Here is a 13,836-nt window from a genome sequence, read left to right as displayed (position 1 = left end):
CTTCAGGCCAGCACGCAGGCCTCGTCGAAGGGCAGCCGCGGCAGGCGGCCGAACACCTTCGACGCATCGCCGTGGCCAAGGTTGATGAGGAAGTTGACGGTCCAGTCGGTGCCTTCGAAGAAGGCCGCGTCGACCTTCGCCTTATCGAAGCCCGACATCGGGCCTGCATCGAGGCCGACCGCGCGTGCTGCGAGCAGCAGGTAGCCCGCCTGCAGGCTGGCATTGCGAAAGGCGGTTTCGTGCGCGGCCTCGGGGCTGCCGGTGAACCAGCTGCGCGCATCGGCATGCGGGAACAGCGTGGGCAGCTTGTCGTAGAACTTGCGGTCCCACGCGGCGATGACCGTGACTGGCGCGGCCATGGTCTTGTCGAGGTTGCCCTTGGAGAGAGCGGGTGCGAGGCGTTGCTTGCCTTCGGGCGTGCGCACGAATACGAAGCGCGCGGGCGAGCAGTTGGCCGAGGTGGGACCGAGGCTCGTCAGCGCATAGATCTGCTGCAGCTGTGCGTCGGTGACGGGTTCGCCGGTCCAGCCGTTGTGGGTGCGCGCGCCGGTGAATAGCAGCGACAGCGCGGCGTCGTCGAGTGTGGATGCAAGAATTGTGGTCATGCTGGAACGGCGGATGCGCTGACCCGCGAGAGAAAGTCGAGCAGGCTGCGGTTGAAGGCTTCGGCTTCGGTCACGCTGTGGGCATGGCCGCCGTGCGGCATGAAGTCGAGCGTGACGTCGCTCAGGCCATCGGCCAGGCGCTGCGAGCAGGTCCACGGCACGAGCGTGTCGTCTTTCGCCGCGGCGATGAGCGTGGGCGCGGCGATGTCGGCGAGGCGGGCGTCGATGTCGAAGGCACGCAAGGCGGCGATGCGCGCGCGCATGTTGGCCTCGCCCGGGAAGTGCGCGAAGGCGTGATCGACTTCGTCGGCCACGCGCTGTGCGTGTTCGGCGGCCCAGGCTGCGGGGTACAGGAAGATCGGTTGCGCTTCCACGTACGCGCGCGGGCCGCAGGCGCCGAGCAACGTAAGTCGCGCATCGAAGCAGCGCGCCGAATGCGGGTTGGGCTTGGACCACGCGTTGATGAGCACAAGGCTCGCAATGCGCGAGGGCGCGTCGAGCGCGAGCTGCAAACCCACGAGGCCGCCGAGCGCATGGCCCGCGAAGTGGCACTGCGAAGTGTTCGTGGCATCGAGGATCTCGATCACGTCCTTCGCCATGTCTTCGATGGCATACGTCTCTGGCAACGCTGCAGGGCTGCGGCCGGTGCCGCGCTGGTCGTACGCAATGACGCGGTGCCCGGCGGCAACCAGCGCGCCGAGCTGCGGCTGCCAGAACCCGGCCGAGCCACCGAGGCCCGACGACAGCAGCACGGTGGCTGCGGCATCGGACGGTCCGTGCACCTCATAGTGCAGGGCGCTCATGAAGCTCAGCCCTTCTTGCCGACGTGCGCGATCGAGGCAATTTCGATCAGCGCATCGGGCTTCACCAGGCCGCACTGGATGCAGTAGCGCGCGGGCTTGGTGCCGGGAAAGAACTCGGCATACACCGCGTTGATCTTCCCGTAGTCGGCCCAGTCCTTGAGCATGATCTGGTTGAAGGTCACGTCGTCCATGGTGCCGCCCGCGGCCTCGACCACGCCCTGGATGATGGTGAGTACGTGACGAGCCTGCGCGGCTGCGTCGCCCACATGCACCACGTTGTTGTCCTTGTCGAAGGGCAGCGTGCCCGACACGTAGAGCACGCCGTCGGCGAGCGTGCCGGGAACATAGGGGGCGAGTGGCACGCCGGTGCCGGGCGGGATGATGGCTTGCTTGGGCATGAAGAGAGCTCCTTGAAAAGAATCAGACAGTGGCCGCTTCGGCCGGTGCGGGTTGGGTGATGGATGCGGGTGCGAAGGTGCTGCAGAAGTGATCCACCGTGGAGACCCATCCGAAGAAGGTCTCGACGTTGTAGACCGATGCCTTCTGGATCGCGGGTCCGCCGAGTTCGTGCGTGGCGTCTTCGAGCATCACGGCGAAGTATTCGAGGTGGAATGCGTCGCGCAGCGTCGATTCGACGCACACGTTGGTGGCGATGCCGGTGAACACCAGGTGGCGGATGCCGCGCGCGCGCAGCGTGCTGTCGAGCGTGCTGTTGAAGAAGCCGCTGTAGCGCGTCTTCGGCACGACGATGTCGCCGGGCTGCGGCTTCATCTCTTCGATGAGTTCGTAGTCCCAGCCGCCCTTGGCGAGGAACTTGCCCTGCAGCTCGGGCTTGGCACGCATGGTCTTGAGCGCGTTCGACTTGTGCCAGTTCGGCGAGCCAGGGCCGCCGGCCTCGACGTATGCAGCGTCCCAGCCGTTCTGCAGAAACACGACCAGCATGCCGGCCGCGCGCGCCGCCGCTATGGTGCGCGCGATGTTGACGATGGTGCCTTGCGCGCCGGAGATGTCGAAGCCGGCCGAGTCGACGTACCCGCCGATGGATGCATAGGCGTTCTGCATGTCGACGACGATCAGCGCCGAATCGGTCGCGTGCAGTGCCAGCGGTTCGGGGCGCGCGGGCAGCACCAGCGGTGCCGGGGCGCCCGGCAGGCGCGGTGCGCCGACGGGGGTGTTCGATGTGAGGGTGGTGTTGCGTGCCGGAGTGCTCACGTGACGCTCCTGTTCAGGCCGCGAGGCGTTCGGGTTCGACCCGCGACGGCACGGGGCTCTGCACGTGCGCGCGGCTCTTCATCAGCGGCTGGATACGTTCGCCGAAGGCCTCGACGCCCTGCAGGAAATCGTCGAAGGTCAGCAGCACGCCTTCGGTGCCGGGCACCTCGGCCATTTCGTCGAGCATGCGCGCGATGTTTTCATACGAGCCGACGAGCGTGCCCATGTTGATGTTCACGGCCGAGGTCGGGTCGGCCATCTGGCGCACGTTGGTGTCGGCGCCCGACTTGGTGTCGGCCGCGCCCTGCTGGCCCAGCCATGCGATCGCTTCATGGTCGGCGCCGGCCTTGTAGTGTTCCCACTTGGCGCGTGCGGCTTCGTCGGTCTCATCGGCGATCACCATCATCAGCACGTAGGTGGTGACGTGGCGCCCGGTCTTCGTGGTGGCTTCGATCAGCTTCTCGGCCGCGGGCGCGAAGGCCTTGGGCGTGTTCACGCCCTTGCCGAAGCAGAAGTTGTAGTCGGCGTACTTCGCGGAGAACTCCATGCCCGCGTCGCTCTGGCCGGCGCAGATCACCTTCATGTCGGCCTGCGGCTGCGGGCTCAGGCGGCAGTCGTCCATCTTGAAATGGTCACCCTTGAAGTCGGACTGGCCGGTGCCCCAGAGGTCGCGCAGCACCTGGATGTATTCGCTCAGGTACTGGTAGCGCGTGCCGAAGAACTGGTCGCCGGGCCACATGCCCATCTGCGAATACTCGGGCCGCTGCCAGCCGGTGACGAGGTTCAGGCCGAAGCGGCCGTTGGAGATCGAATCGATGGTCGACGACATGCGCGCCACGATGGCCGGCGGCATGACCAGCGAGGCGGCGGTGGCAAAGAGCTTGATCTTGCTGGTGACCGCCGCGAGGCCGGCCATGAGCGTGAAGGACTCCAGGTTGTGGTCCCAGAACTCCGTCTTGCCGCCGAAGCCGCGCAGCTTGATCATGGACAGCGCGAAGTCGACGCCGTAGCGCTCGGCCTTCAGCGTGATCTGCTTGTTGAGTTCGAAGCTGGGCTTGTACTGCGGTGCGTTTTCCGAAAGCAGCCAGCCGTTGTTGCCGATGGGAATGAAGATGCCGACGTTCATGGAAGGGCTCCTGTTGCGAGGTCGCGAAGCTCCTTGCATGCACCGTGCCAGCTGGATAAGTCGTTTCAAATCAATGGCTTATGGAAAAGTTGCCTCTACATTTTGACCATTTGGTCCAAAGTGGAGCAGACGTTCCAGCCGGATTGCGGCAGCACGGTGCAGGCCGGACCAAAGCGGTGCAGTGCCGCCGTCACGGACAGCGCGGCAAAATCGCGCAATGCCCAAGACCCCACTCCGCGCCGCTGCGGCCATCGGCGGCACTGCCGACGACGTCGAAGCGGCCTTCTATGAAGCGCTGCAACGCGGCGACATCGATGCGCTGATGGCCTGCTGGGCCGACGAGGACGAAGTGTTCTGCGTGCACCCCGGCGGCCCACGGCTGGTGGGGACCGTGGCGATCCGCGCGGCCTTCGAGCAGATGTTCGGCAACGGCGCGATCCATGCCATGCCGGCTCGGGTGCGCAAGATCGAGTCGCTCGGCAGCGCCGTGCACAACGTGCTCGAGCGCATCGAGGTGCTCACGGCCGAAGGCCCGCGCCATGCCTTCGTGCTTGCCACCAACGTCTATCACAAGACCGCCCAGGGCTGGCGCATGGTGGCGCACCATGCGAGCCCGGGCAGTGCGCGCGAGCCCGACGACGCGAACGATCCGCCCCAGACCCTGCATTGATGCCTTCCTTCGTCACTTCTTCTTCGGCTTCTTCTCCTGCCGCTCTCCAGTCGATGGACTACGCGGCGCCGTGCTGGCTGCCCGGCGGCAACCTGCAGACCATCTGGGCCGCGCTCTACGCCCGGCGCTTCGAAGGGCCGGCCCCGGTCTACCGGCGCGAACGCTGGCCTACGCCGGACGGCGACTTCATCGACGTCGACTTCGTGGATGCGCCAACGCCAGGCCCGAGGCCGCTGCTGGTGCTGTTCCACGGGCTCGAAGGCTCGTCGCGCAGTCATTACGCCGAAGCCTTCGCTGCCTTTGCAGCGGCTCGCGGCATGGCCTTCGCGGTGCCGCATTTCCGCGGCTGCAGCGGCGAACTGAACCTGGCGCCGCGCGCCTACCACTCGGGCGACTTCGAGGAGGTCGGCTGGATCCTGGCGCGCATGCGCGATCAGCATGTGCAAAAGGGCGGAGGGCCGGTGCTGGCGGCGGGTGTGTCGCTCGGCGGCAATGCGCTGATGCGCTGGGCCTCGGAGGCGGGCGAGACCGCTTCTGGCGTGGTGGGTGCCGTGGCCTCGGTCTGCGCGCCGCTCGACCTTGCGGCGGGCGGCGAAGCCATTGGCCAGGGCTTCAACAAGCTGGTCTACACGCGCATGTTCCTTGCGACCATGAAGCCCAAGGCGCTGGCCAAGCTGGCGCAGTTTCCGGGCCTGTTCGACCGCGAGCGGCTGATGTCGTCGCGCAACCTCTACGACTTCGACAACGTCTTCACCGCGCCGCTGCACGGCTTTCGCGATGTCGACGACTACTGGTCGCGGGGCTCGGCCAAGCCGCACCTGGCTTCGATCCGCGTGCCTGCGCTGGTGGTGAATGCGCGCAACGATCCGTTCATTCCGGCGCGCAGCCTGCCGAAGCCCGGTGAGGTGGGGGCGCACGTCACGCTGTGGCAGCCCGCGCACGGTGGGCATGTCGGCTTTCCGATGGGGCTGCCGCCGGGGCATGTGCGCGGCATGCCGGAGCAGGTGGGCGGCTGGCTGCAGCTGCATGGCGGCGCTTCGGCTGACGGTAGGGGCTTGTCGCCAGGACGAGAATGACGCGATGGACGACATCGTCAAACAAGCATTGGCCAAGTGGCCCAACGTGCCGCACTGCTACGGCTGGCTCGGCCTCGACGCGCGCGGCAACTGGTACATGCGCGACGACCGCACGCAGGCCATGGGCCCATTCCGCTCGGCCAAGGGCTCGATGCTGCGGCACGACAAGCTGATCGACTTCATCCATCGCAACTACGAGCACGACGACGAAGGTCAATGGTTCTTCCAGAACGGGCCGCAGCGCGTGTATGTGGAGCTGGAGGCTTCGCCGCTGGTATGGCGGGTCGCCGAAGACGAGGGTGGTGGTTTCACCGTCACGGCCCATACGGGCAAGGCGACCGAGGTATCGGGCTGCCTGCTCGACGAGGACGGCCGGCTCTATCTGGTTTCGCCTTTCGGGCTCGGGCTGGTGCACACGCAGGACGTGGGCATCGCTGCCGAGGCCGTCGAACGCGGGCTGTGGATACCGGAGGCGGTGCAGGCCAGCGAGCTGCCCGGCCGCTTCGGACACGTGCTGAGCCCGGCTGAGCGCCACGCCGAAGCGGCCACACCAGCCCCGGCCGCACACCCATGAAAAAAGCCGGCGCTGAGGCCGGCTTTCTTTCGTGACTAGGGAAAACGCTTACTTGGCAGCAGCGCTGGCCGCAGGGGCCGCACCCGAGGCACCTTCAGCGGGTGCAGCAGCAGCAGCAGCCGGACGGTCCGGCACCGGGAACTTGGCTCCGCCGGCGTTGGCCATGTAGACCACTGCACGACCCACTTCGAGGTCTTCGAAGTCGCCGCCGCCCTGCGGGGGCATGGCGCCCTTGCCCTTCAGGGCATGCTCGAGGAGCGTTGCATAGCCTTGGCCGATGCGGGGACCCCAAGCGGCTGCGTCCTGGAAGTGCGGGGCGCCGGGAATGCCGGGCGCTCCGTGGCAGGCGACGCACTGGGCCTTGAACACGACCTCGCCTGCAGCGAGCGGGCGGTTGGCGTCGCGGATCTCGATGGCTCCGACCTTCTTGAGGCGTTCGGCCACTTCGCGGTCGCGCGCTTCCTTGGTCACGCCATAGAGCGACATGCTGTCGCCCTCCGCGATGCCTGCGGGCTTGGTGCCCGAGACCACGTAGGAGACAAGACCCACGATGATCAGGATCGGGGCTATGAAGGAGAAAAATACCGCGAGCAGCAGTTGCTTCGGGTTCTTGATCGGCCCGGTGTGGGCTTCTTCTGTGGCCTGGTAATGCGGGTCTGCGCTCATTGGCGTCCTCAATTATCGGGGGCTCGTCGGGGGGCTTGTCCTAACCAACCGGCGATTATAGAGAGGCCCCTTGCCCGAACGGACAAGGGACCACCCTTATCGGACGCCTTGGCGTCTCAGCCCTTGTCGCGTGTGGCCCAGCCGCCACCCAGCGTCCGGTACAGCGTGACCTGGTTCTGCAGTTGCAGCAGGCGCGTGGTCACGGCCGATTGCTGCGCCGTGAACAGCGAGCGTTGTGCGTCGAGCAGGTCGAGCGCGCTGGCGATGCCGTTGCGATAGCGCAGGTCGGAGAGCTTGAAGCGCACCGCCTCCGCATCGGCCTGCGCACGCTGTGCGCGCACCTGCTCGCCCAGCGTGGCGCGGCCCGCGAGGGCATCGGCCACTTCGCGGAACGCGGTCTGGATCGATTTCTCGTACTGCGCCACCGCGATTTCGCGCCCGGCCTTGGCTGAGTCGAGCGTGGCGATGTTGCTGCCGGCGTCGAAGATCGGCAGCGTCACCGTCGGCGCGAAAGACCAGGCCTTCGAACCGCGATCGAACAGGCCCGAGAACTCGCTGCTCGCGGTGCCGATGGAACTCGTCAGCGACACACGCGGGAAGAAGTTCGCGCGCGCCGCGCCGATGTTGGCGTTGGCCGCAATCAGCTGCTGCTCGGCCGAGCGGATGTCGGGCCGTTCGGCCAGCAGGTCGGAAGGCAGGCCGGCAGGCACGTCGGGCATCGGCTTGATGCCGTCCAGGCCCTTGATGCCGCCCGCCGTGGCGTCGGGTGGTACCGGCGCGCCCAGCAACAGGGCGAGGGCGTTCTCGTCCTGCATGCGCGCGCGCTGCTGCTCCGCATAGGATGCGCGCGCCGTTTCCAGCAGCGAGTTGGCGGCCTGGAAGTCGAGCTCCGACGACACGCCGTTGTCGAAGCGCATCTTCGTGAGGCGCACCGACTCTTCGCGCGTGACCATCGTCTGGCGCGTGATCTCGAGCAGCTCATCGTCGGCCAGCAGCGTGAGCCAGCCGTTGGCGACCGACGCGATCAGGCTGATCTGCACTGCCTTGCGCGTCTCGTCCGTGACGAGGTACTGCGCCAGCGCCTGGTCCTTCAGCGCGCGGATGCGGCCGAAGAAGTCCAGCTCCCAGGCGTTGAAGCCCAGGTTGACGCTGTACGACGACGACACGCTGCCCACGCTGGAGTCGAAGGCCTGGTAGGGGTTCGGGCTCGAGCGCGAGCCCGAACCCGTGAGGCCCACAGCCGGGAACAGCGCCGAGCGCTGGATCTGGAACTGCGCGCGCGCCTGCTCGATGTTGAGCACCGACACCCGCAGGTCGCGGTTGTTCACGAGCGCGGTCTGGATCAGGCCCGCGAGCCGCGCGTCGGTGAAGAAGTCCTGCCAGGGCAGGTTGGCTGCGGCCTGGCCGGGCGGCTGCGCCGGGTCGCCCGGGTAGGTGGTGGGCACAGGCGCGGCGGGGCGCTCGTAGGTCGGAATCAGCGAGCAGCCGGCCAGCAGCATGGCGGCGGCCAGGGCTGTGGGAATCAGTTTCTTAGTCATGTTTTTCCTCCGCGATGCCGGCGGCTTCGGCGTGTCGCTTGTCGGCTTCATGCTGGCGCGCGCTGCCCTTGAACAGGGTGCGCACCACCACGAAGAACACCGGCACGAAGATCACGGCCAGTGCAGTGCCCGTCACCATGCCGCCGAGCACGCCGGTGCCGATGGCGCGCTGGCTGGCAGAGCCGGCGCCCGAGGCGATTGCGAGCGGCACCACCCCGAGGCCGAAGGCCAGCGAGGTCATGATGATCGGGCGGAACCGCAGGTGGGCGGCGGCCAGCGCCGATTCGATGACGCCCTTGCCCTGCGCCTGCAGGTCCTTGGCGAACTCGATGATCAGAATCGCGTTCTTCGCGGATAGGCCGATGATGGTGATCAGCCCCACCTGGAAGTACACGTCGTTCGAATAGGCGCGCAGCATCGTCGCCACCAGCACGCCCAGCACGCCCAGCGGCACCACCAGAATCACCGACAGCGGGATCGACCAGCTTTCGTACAGCGCGGCCAGGCAGAGGAACACCGCCAGGATCGCGAAGCCGTACAGCACGATGGCCTGCGAGCCCGCGAGCTTTTCTTCGCGCGACTGGCCGGTCCACTCGAAGCCGAAGCCTTGCGGCAGCTGCGCGGCGAGCTTTTCCATCTCGGCCATTGCGGCGCCCGTGCTATAGCCGGCGGCGGCGTCGCCGCTGATGCGGATCGCCGGGTAGCCGTTGTAGCGCACCGTCTGCGTGGCGCCCGTGACCCACTTGGTGGTCGCGAAGGCCGACAGCGGCACCGGCTGGCCCTGCGTGTTGCTGGCGTTCAGCTTGAGCAGGTCGTCGGGCTGCATCCGCGCCGGAGCGTCGGCTTGCACCACCACGCGCTGCAGGCGGCCGCGGTTCGGGAAGTCGTTGATGTAGCTCGAACCCAGGCCGGTCGACAGCGTCGCGTTGATCGCGTCGAAGCTCACGCCAAGCGCATTCGCCTTGTCGCGGTCGATGTCGATCTGCAGCTGCGGCGCGTCTTCCAGGCCGTCGGGGCGAACCTGCGCCAGGACCTTGCTCTGCGAGGCCATGCCCAGCAGCTGGTTGCGTGCGTTGATCAGCGCCTCGTGGCCCGCGCCCGAGCGGTCCTGCAGACGGAAGCTGAAGCCGCTGGCATTGCCCAGTTCAGGAATGGGCGGCGGGCTCAGCGGGTAGATGAAGGCGTCGCGGATGCCCGACAGCGCACCGAAGGCACGGCCGGCCAGCGCGCTGGCCGAGTGGGCCGGGTCCTTGCGCTCGTCCCAGTCCTTCAGCGTCACGAAGGCGAGGCCCGCGTTCTGGCCCTGGCCCGAGAAGCTGAAGCCCATCACGCCCACCATGCTCTGCACTTCGGGCTGCTTCAGGATGAAGCCCTCGACCTGCTGCATGACCGACAGCGCGCGCTCCTGTGTCGCACCAGGCGGCAACTGCACGTTCACGATGATGTTGCCCTGGTCTTCCTGCGGCAGGAACGAGCTCGGCAGCCGGGTGTAGGTGAACACCACCGCGCCGATGATGGCGAGGTAGATCACGAGGTAGCGGGCAGCGCGGCGCAGGATGCGAGCGACCACGCTCTCATAGCCCTTGGCCGTGCGCGCGAAGCCGCGATTGAACCAGCCGAAGAAGCCGGTCTTCTCGTGATGGTGGCCGGCCTCCACCGGCTTGAGCAGCGTGGCGCACAGCGCCGGCGTGAGCGACAGAGCCATGAATGCCGAGAAGGCGATCGAGGCCACCATCACCGCCGAGAACTGGCGGTAGATGTTGCCGGTCGAACCCGCGAAGAACGCGAGCGGCACGAACACCGAGATCAGCACCACCGTCACGCCGATGATGGCGCCGGAGATCTGCTTCATGGCCTTGCGCGTGGCTTCGAGAGGCGGCAGCCCCTCCTCGCTCATGATGCGCTCGACGTTCTCCACCACCACGATGGCGTCGTCCACCACGATACCGATCACCAGCACCATGCCGAACATGGTCAGCACGTTGATCGAGAAGCCGAGCGCCAGCAGCGAGGCAAAGGTGCCCAGCAGCGCGATCGGCACCACGATGGTCGGGATGATCGTGTAGCGCCAGTTCTGCAGGAACAGGAACATCACCACGAACACCAGCGCCACGGCTTCCAGCAGCGTCTTGACCACTTCGGTGATCGAGATCTGCACGAAGCGCGAGCTGTCGTACGGAATGTTCCACTTCACGCCCTGCGGGAAGTAGCGCTCGAGTTCGGCCATCTTGGCGCGGACCGCCTTGGCCGATTGCAGCGCGTTGCCGTTGGGCGTGGGCTGGACGCCGATACCGACCGCGGGCACGCCGTTCAGGCGGGCCGAGGTGGCATACGACTGGCCGCCGAGTTCGACGCGCGCCACGTCCTTCAGCCGCACGGTCGAGCCATCGGTGTTGGCGCGCAGCACGATGTTCTTGAACTGCTCAACGTTGACGAGCTGGCCGTTCACGGTCACCGTGGCCGCGATGGCCTGGCCGGGAATGTTGGGCAGGTCGCCGAGCGTGCCCGAAGACACCTGGGCGTTCTGTGCACGGATGGCGTTGTTGACGTCGGTCGCCGACAGGTTGAAGCCCTGCAGCTTGGCCGGATCGATCCACACGCGCATCGCGTTCTCGGAGCCGAACAGCTGGGCCTGGCCCACGCCGACCACGCGCTGCAGCTCGGGCACGACGTTGCGCGCGGTGTAGTCGCCGAGCGCCACCGGGTCGATGTTCGGGTTGTCCGAGGACAGCATCACGAACATCAGGAAGTTGTTGCGCGACTTGTCCACGCGCACGCCCTGCTGCGTCACGGCAGCCGGCAGGCGCGGTGTTGCGCGCGACAGCCGGTTCTGCACGTCCACCTGTGCGAGGTCGTCGTTGGTGCCGGCCTCGAAGCTGATCGTGATGGAGCCGGTGCCGTCGGCCTGGGCCACCGATTCCATGTAGATCAGGCCTGGCGAGCCGTTCATTTCACGCTCGATGACGGACAGCACGCTGTCCTCGAGCGTCTGGGCCGAGGCGCCGGGGTAGGCGACGTTGATGACGATGGCGGGGGGCGCCACCGGCGGGTACTGCGAGATCGGCAGCTGGGTGATTGACACGCCGCCCACCACCAGGATGAACAGTGCGATCACCCAGGCGAAGATCGGTCGGTCGATAAAAAATTTGGCCATTTGCGGGCGCGCTCCTGATTACTTCTTCTCGGCCGCGGCCTTGTCGGCCGGGGCGGCAGGCGCCGCCGGTGCGGACCCCGCTGCGGCCGGCGTGGCCGCGGCGTTCGGGTTCGGCTTGGTCCAGGGGACAGCCTTCACCGGCGTGCCGGGCGGCATCATCTGCAGCTTCTGGAAGCCGTCGACCATCACCTGCTCGCCGGCCTTCAGGCCATCGAGCACCACCCACTGGTTGTCCTTGGCGGCGCTGATCTTCACGGTGCGCTTGCTGATCTTGCCGTCCTTGTCGACCACTGACACGGTGTCACCCTGCTGGGTGCGCGTGACGGCCTGCTGCGGCAGCGTGATCGCGTTGGTGGCCTGTGCCTGTTCGAGCTTCACGCGAACGTACAGGCCGGGCAGCAGCTCGCCCTTGGGGTTGGGCACTTCGGCGCGCAGCGTGACCTGGCCGGTGGTGGAGTCGACCGTGAGGTCGGAGAACAGCAGCTTGCCTTCCAGCGGGTAGTCGGTGCCGTCCTCCAGCACCACGCGGATGGTTGCGGCTTCCTCGCCGCTCGCGCGCTTGTATTGGCCGGCGGCCACTGCGCGGCGCAGCTTCATCGCGTCGGAGGCCGACTGCGTGAAGTTCACGTACAGCGGGTTGATCTGCTGCACCACGGCGAGCTCGGTGGCGTCGCCTTGGCCCACCAGTGCGCCTTCGGTGACGAGGGCGCGGCCGATGCGGCCCGCGATGGGCGAGGTCACGTCGGCGTAGCCCTGGTTGATCTTGGCGGTCTGCAGCGCCGCGCGGCCCGAGGCCACATCGGCTTCGGCCTGCTTGGCAGAGGCCACGGCGGTCGCGTATTCCTGCTTGCTGACCGCATTGGCTTCGACCAGCGGCTTGTAGCGGTCGGCGAGGGCCTTGGCCTGCACGGCATTGGCTTCGGCGCGGGCCAGCGTGGCCTGGGCGTTCTGCGTGGCGGCCACCAGCGGGGCGGGGTCGATGCGGAACAGCAGCTGGCCGGCCTTCACGTCGCTGCCTTCGCGGAATTCGCGCTTCAGCAGGATGCCCGAGGCACGGGCGCGGACCTGGGCGACGCGGGAGGCCTCGAGGCGGCCGGGCAGTTCGGTGACGAGGCCGACATCGGTCGGCGCAGCCACCACCACGCCCACCTCGGGTGCAGGGGGATGGCCGCCACCGCCGGCGCCGCCCGGACCGGCGGGCGCATCGCTCTTGCCACAGCCCGCAAGGACCAGCAGGACGACGGCGGCCACGGTCGCGAGACGCGGCGAAAAGGACGAATGACGCGAAACATGCAGGAGAGGCATGCGATTCCTTTGAAGCGAAGACGGGAGATGGCGCGTTCGCGGAACAAACCGGAAACCTGTGTAGCCAGGTGGGCCATCGAGGAAACCGGCGAGTTTACATACATTCATGGATGTATAGTGACAACCACGAATGGCCCCACGATACATAGAGGGCGTTGTCTTTACAAATCAGGAGACTTGGTGGCACGTCGGACGAAAGAAGAAGCATTGGCCACGCGGCATCGGTTGCTCGATGCCGCGGAGCTGCTGTTTCAGGCGCAGGGCGTTTCGCAGACCACGCTGCAGCAGATCGCGCAGCAGGCCGGCGCGACGCGCGGCGCCATCTATTGGCATTTCAAGGACAAGGCCGACCTCTTCAACGCGATGATGGAGCGGGTCATCCTGCCGCTGGAAGCCGCGCCGAAGTCAGCCACCGCAGGCTTCGCGGACGACCCCCTGGCCGAGATCGAGGAGGGCATGATCCACGCGCTCACCCTCATGGCCACCGACCCCCAGGTGCGCCGCGTGTTCGACGTGGCGACCCACAAGGTCGAATACACCCACGACATGGCCTCGGTGCAGCAGCGCCACCTCGACGCCCGCAACGCCTGCGTGGGCGACTTCGAGAAGGCCCTGCGCCTGGCCGCGCGCCGCGGCCATATCAAGCTGCCGCTGCCGGGCAACGCGGCGGCGCAGGGGTTGCACGCACTCATCAGCGGGCTCATCCAGAACTGGCTGCTCGACCCCGAGGCCTTCGACCTGGTGCAGACTGGAAGGCGCACTTTCCGGGTCTATCTGGCGGGGCTCGGGTTCGCCCGGCCGCTGCCAGGCGCCGCTGTTGCGGCTGAAGCCGAAACGGTCGCCGCCTGATAAGCGATAATGCGTGGCTCCGGTGCATGCCGGACCCCAATTCCTCGCTGTATTTCAACGGATAGAATTCGGCCCTCCGAAGGCTGAGATCCAGGTTCGATTCCTGGCGGCGGGACCAGACCCTCATTTCAACGGGTGTCACACCATCTCAAAAACCGCTCGCTCCATAGGCGTAGCGGGTTTTTCTTTGCCTCGGCGCATCTCAGCCCGTAGCATCCCATGTCGGTACTTTGTCGGTACTTCTGCAGGTACTCAGCA

13 protein-coding genes and 1 tRNA gene are annotated in these 13,836 nt (G+C 67.0%); 5 read left to right on the top strand and 9 right to left on the bottom strand.

The genetic code is table 11. From position 1 onward, the window contains the following. Nucleotides 1-2 precede the first annotated feature (2 nt). Genes BMW87_RS23815 through rutA form a run of 5 tightly spaced genes read right to left on the bottom strand, consistent with a single transcriptional unit; the run spans nt 3 to nt 3,746 of the window. Complete coding sequence (locus BMW87_RS23815) at nt 3-605, bottom strand: malonic semialdehyde reductase (RefSeq protein WP_093079016.1); 603 nt, start codon at nt 603-605, stop codon at nt 3-5. Next, on the bottom strand, nt 602-1,408 hold the full coding sequence (gene rutD / locus BMW87_RS23810; RefSeq protein ID WP_093079014.1) for a pyrimidine utilization protein D: 807 nt from the start codon (nt 1,406-1,408) through the stop codon (nt 602-604). The genes BMW87_RS23815 and rutD overlap by 4 nt, the downstream gene beginning before the upstream one ends. 5 nt (nt 1,409-1,413) lie before the next feature. Further along, a complete protein-coding gene (rutC, locus tag BMW87_RS23805; RefSeq protein WP_093079013.1) occupies nt 1,414-1,806 on the bottom strand; it encodes a pyrimidine utilization protein C in 393 nt (130 codons plus the stop codon). A 22-nt stretch (nt 1,807-1,828) separates the two neighbouring features. Next, nucleotides 1,829-2,620: a pyrimidine utilization protein B gene (gene rutB / locus BMW87_RS23800; RefSeq protein WP_256216886.1), complete on the bottom strand. Its 792-nt coding sequence runs from the start codon at nt 2,618-2,620 to the stop codon at nt 1,829-1,831. 13 nt (nt 2,621-2,633) lie between these two features. Next, a complete protein-coding gene (gene rutA / locus BMW87_RS23795; RefSeq protein WP_093079011.1) occupies nt 2,634-3,746 on the bottom strand; it encodes a pyrimidine utilization protein A in 1,113 nt (370 codons plus the stop codon). 217 nt (nt 3,747-3,963) lie between these two features. On the opposite strand from rutA, the gene BMW87_RS23790 reads away from it, so the two are divergent. Genes BMW87_RS23790 through BMW87_RS23780 form a run of 3 tightly spaced genes read left to right on the top strand, consistent with a single transcriptional unit; the run spans nt 3,964 to nt 6,066 of the window. After that, a complete protein-coding gene (locus BMW87_RS23790; protein ID WP_093057704.1) occupies nt 3,964-4,416 on the top strand; it encodes a YybH family protein in 453 nt (150 codons plus the stop codon). A 53-nt stretch (nt 4,417-4,469) separates the two neighbouring features. After that, complete coding sequence (locus BMW87_RS23785) at nt 4,470-5,492, top strand: YheT family hydrolase (protein WP_093079010.1); 1,023 nt, start codon at nt 4,470-4,472, stop codon at nt 5,490-5,492. 4 nt (nt 5,493-5,496) lie between these two features. Continuing rightward, nucleotides 5,497-6,066: a DUF2946 family protein gene (locus tag BMW87_RS23780; RefSeq protein ID WP_093079008.1), complete on the top strand. Its 570-nt coding sequence runs from the start codon at nt 5,497-5,499 to the stop codon at nt 6,064-6,066. A 48-nt stretch (nt 6,067-6,114) separates the two neighbouring features. Here the strand turns inward: BMW87_RS23780 and BMW87_RS23775 are convergent, their stop codons facing one another. The 4 genes from BMW87_RS23775 to BMW87_RS23760 form a co-directional block, all read right to left on the bottom strand. Continuing rightward, on the bottom strand, nt 6,115-6,732 hold the full coding sequence (locus BMW87_RS23775; protein WP_093079007.1) for a c-type cytochrome: 618 nt from the start codon (nt 6,730-6,732) through the stop codon (nt 6,115-6,117). 116 nt (nt 6,733-6,848) lie between these two features. After that, entirely contained in the window at nt 6,849-8,270 is a 1,422-nt protein-coding gene (locus tag BMW87_RS23770) for an efflux transporter outer membrane subunit (protein WP_093079005.1), read from the bottom strand. Then, complete coding sequence (locus BMW87_RS23765) at nt 8,263-11,424, bottom strand: efflux RND transporter permease subunit (protein ID WP_093079004.1); 3,162 nt, start codon at nt 11,422-11,424, stop codon at nt 8,263-8,265. Before BMW87_RS23765 ends, BMW87_RS23770 begins: the two co-directional genes overlap by 8 nt. 18 nt (nt 11,425-11,442) lie before the next feature. Beyond that, the gene (locus tag BMW87_RS23760) at nt 11,443-12,729 is read right to left on the bottom strand and encodes an efflux RND transporter periplasmic adaptor subunit (RefSeq protein WP_093057698.1); all 1,287 of its coding nucleotides are present in this window, start codon (nt 12,727-12,729) and stop codon (nt 11,443-11,445) included. A 177-nt stretch (nt 12,730-12,906) separates the two neighbouring features. On the opposite strand from BMW87_RS23760, the gene BMW87_RS23755 reads away from it, so the two are divergent. Continuing rightward, nucleotides 12,907-13,578: a TetR family transcriptional regulator gene (locus BMW87_RS23755; RefSeq protein WP_093079002.1), complete on the top strand. Its 672-nt coding sequence runs from the start codon at nt 12,907-12,909 to the stop codon at nt 13,576-13,578. A 43-nt stretch (nt 13,579-13,621) separates the two neighbouring features. Then, nucleotides 13,622-13,696 (top strand) — tRNA-Arg (locus BMW87_RS23750). Nucleotides 13,697-13,836: the final 140 nt, after the last annotated feature.

The sequence above is a fragment of the Variovorax sp. OV084 genome (genome assembly GCF_900111625.1).
Taxonomy (GTDB): Bacteria; Pseudomonadota; Gammaproteobacteria; order Burkholderiales; family Burkholderiaceae_C; genus Variovorax.
Note: the sequence above shows the minus strand (reverse complement) of the source record. Positions and strands in the feature narration are given on the sequence as shown.

What these genes read in the sequence shown, in the direction of transcription:
- rutA (WP_093079011.1), bottom strand. Translation starts at nt 3,746, where the DNA reads ATGAACGTCGGCATCTTCATTCCCATCGGCAACAACGGCTGGCTGCTT.
- BMW87_RS23770 (WP_093079005.1), bottom strand. Translation starts at nt 8,270, where the DNA reads ATGACTAAGAAACTGATTCCCACAGCCCTGGCCGCCGCCATGCTGCTG.
- BMW87_RS23765 (WP_093079004.1), bottom strand. Translation starts at nt 11,424, where the DNA reads ATGGCCAAATTTTTTATCGACCGACCGATCTTCGCCTGGGTGATCGCA.
- BMW87_RS23780 (WP_093079008.1), top strand. Translation starts at nt 5,497, where the DNA reads ATGGACGACATCGTCAAACAAGCATTGGCCAAGTGGCCCAACGTGCCG.
- BMW87_RS23790 (WP_093057704.1), top strand. Translation starts at nt 3,964, where the DNA reads ATGCCCAAGACCCCACTCCGCGCCGCTGCGGCCATCGGCGGCACTGCC.
- BMW87_RS23775 (WP_093079007.1), bottom strand. Translation starts at nt 6,732, where the DNA reads ATGAGCGCAGACCCGCATTACCAGGCCACAGAAGAAGCCCACACCGGG.
- BMW87_RS23815 (WP_093079016.1), bottom strand. Translation starts at nt 605, where the DNA reads ATGACCACAATTCTTGCATCCACACTCGACGACGCCGCGCTGTCGCTG.
- BMW87_RS23760 (WP_093057698.1), bottom strand. Translation starts at nt 12,729, where the DNA reads ATGCCTCTCCTGCATGTTTCGCGTCATTCGTCCTTTTCGCCGCGTCTC.
- rutD (WP_093079014.1), bottom strand. Translation starts at nt 1,408, where the DNA reads ATGAGCGCCCTGCACTATGAGGTGCACGGACCGTCCGATGCCGCAGCC.
- rutC (WP_093079013.1), bottom strand. Translation starts at nt 1,806, where the DNA reads ATGCCCAAGCAAGCCATCATCCCGCCCGGCACCGGCGTGCCACTCGCC.
- BMW87_RS23785 (WP_093079010.1), top strand. Translation starts at nt 4,470, where the DNA reads ATGGACTACGCGGCGCCGTGCTGGCTGCCCGGCGGCAACCTGCAGACC.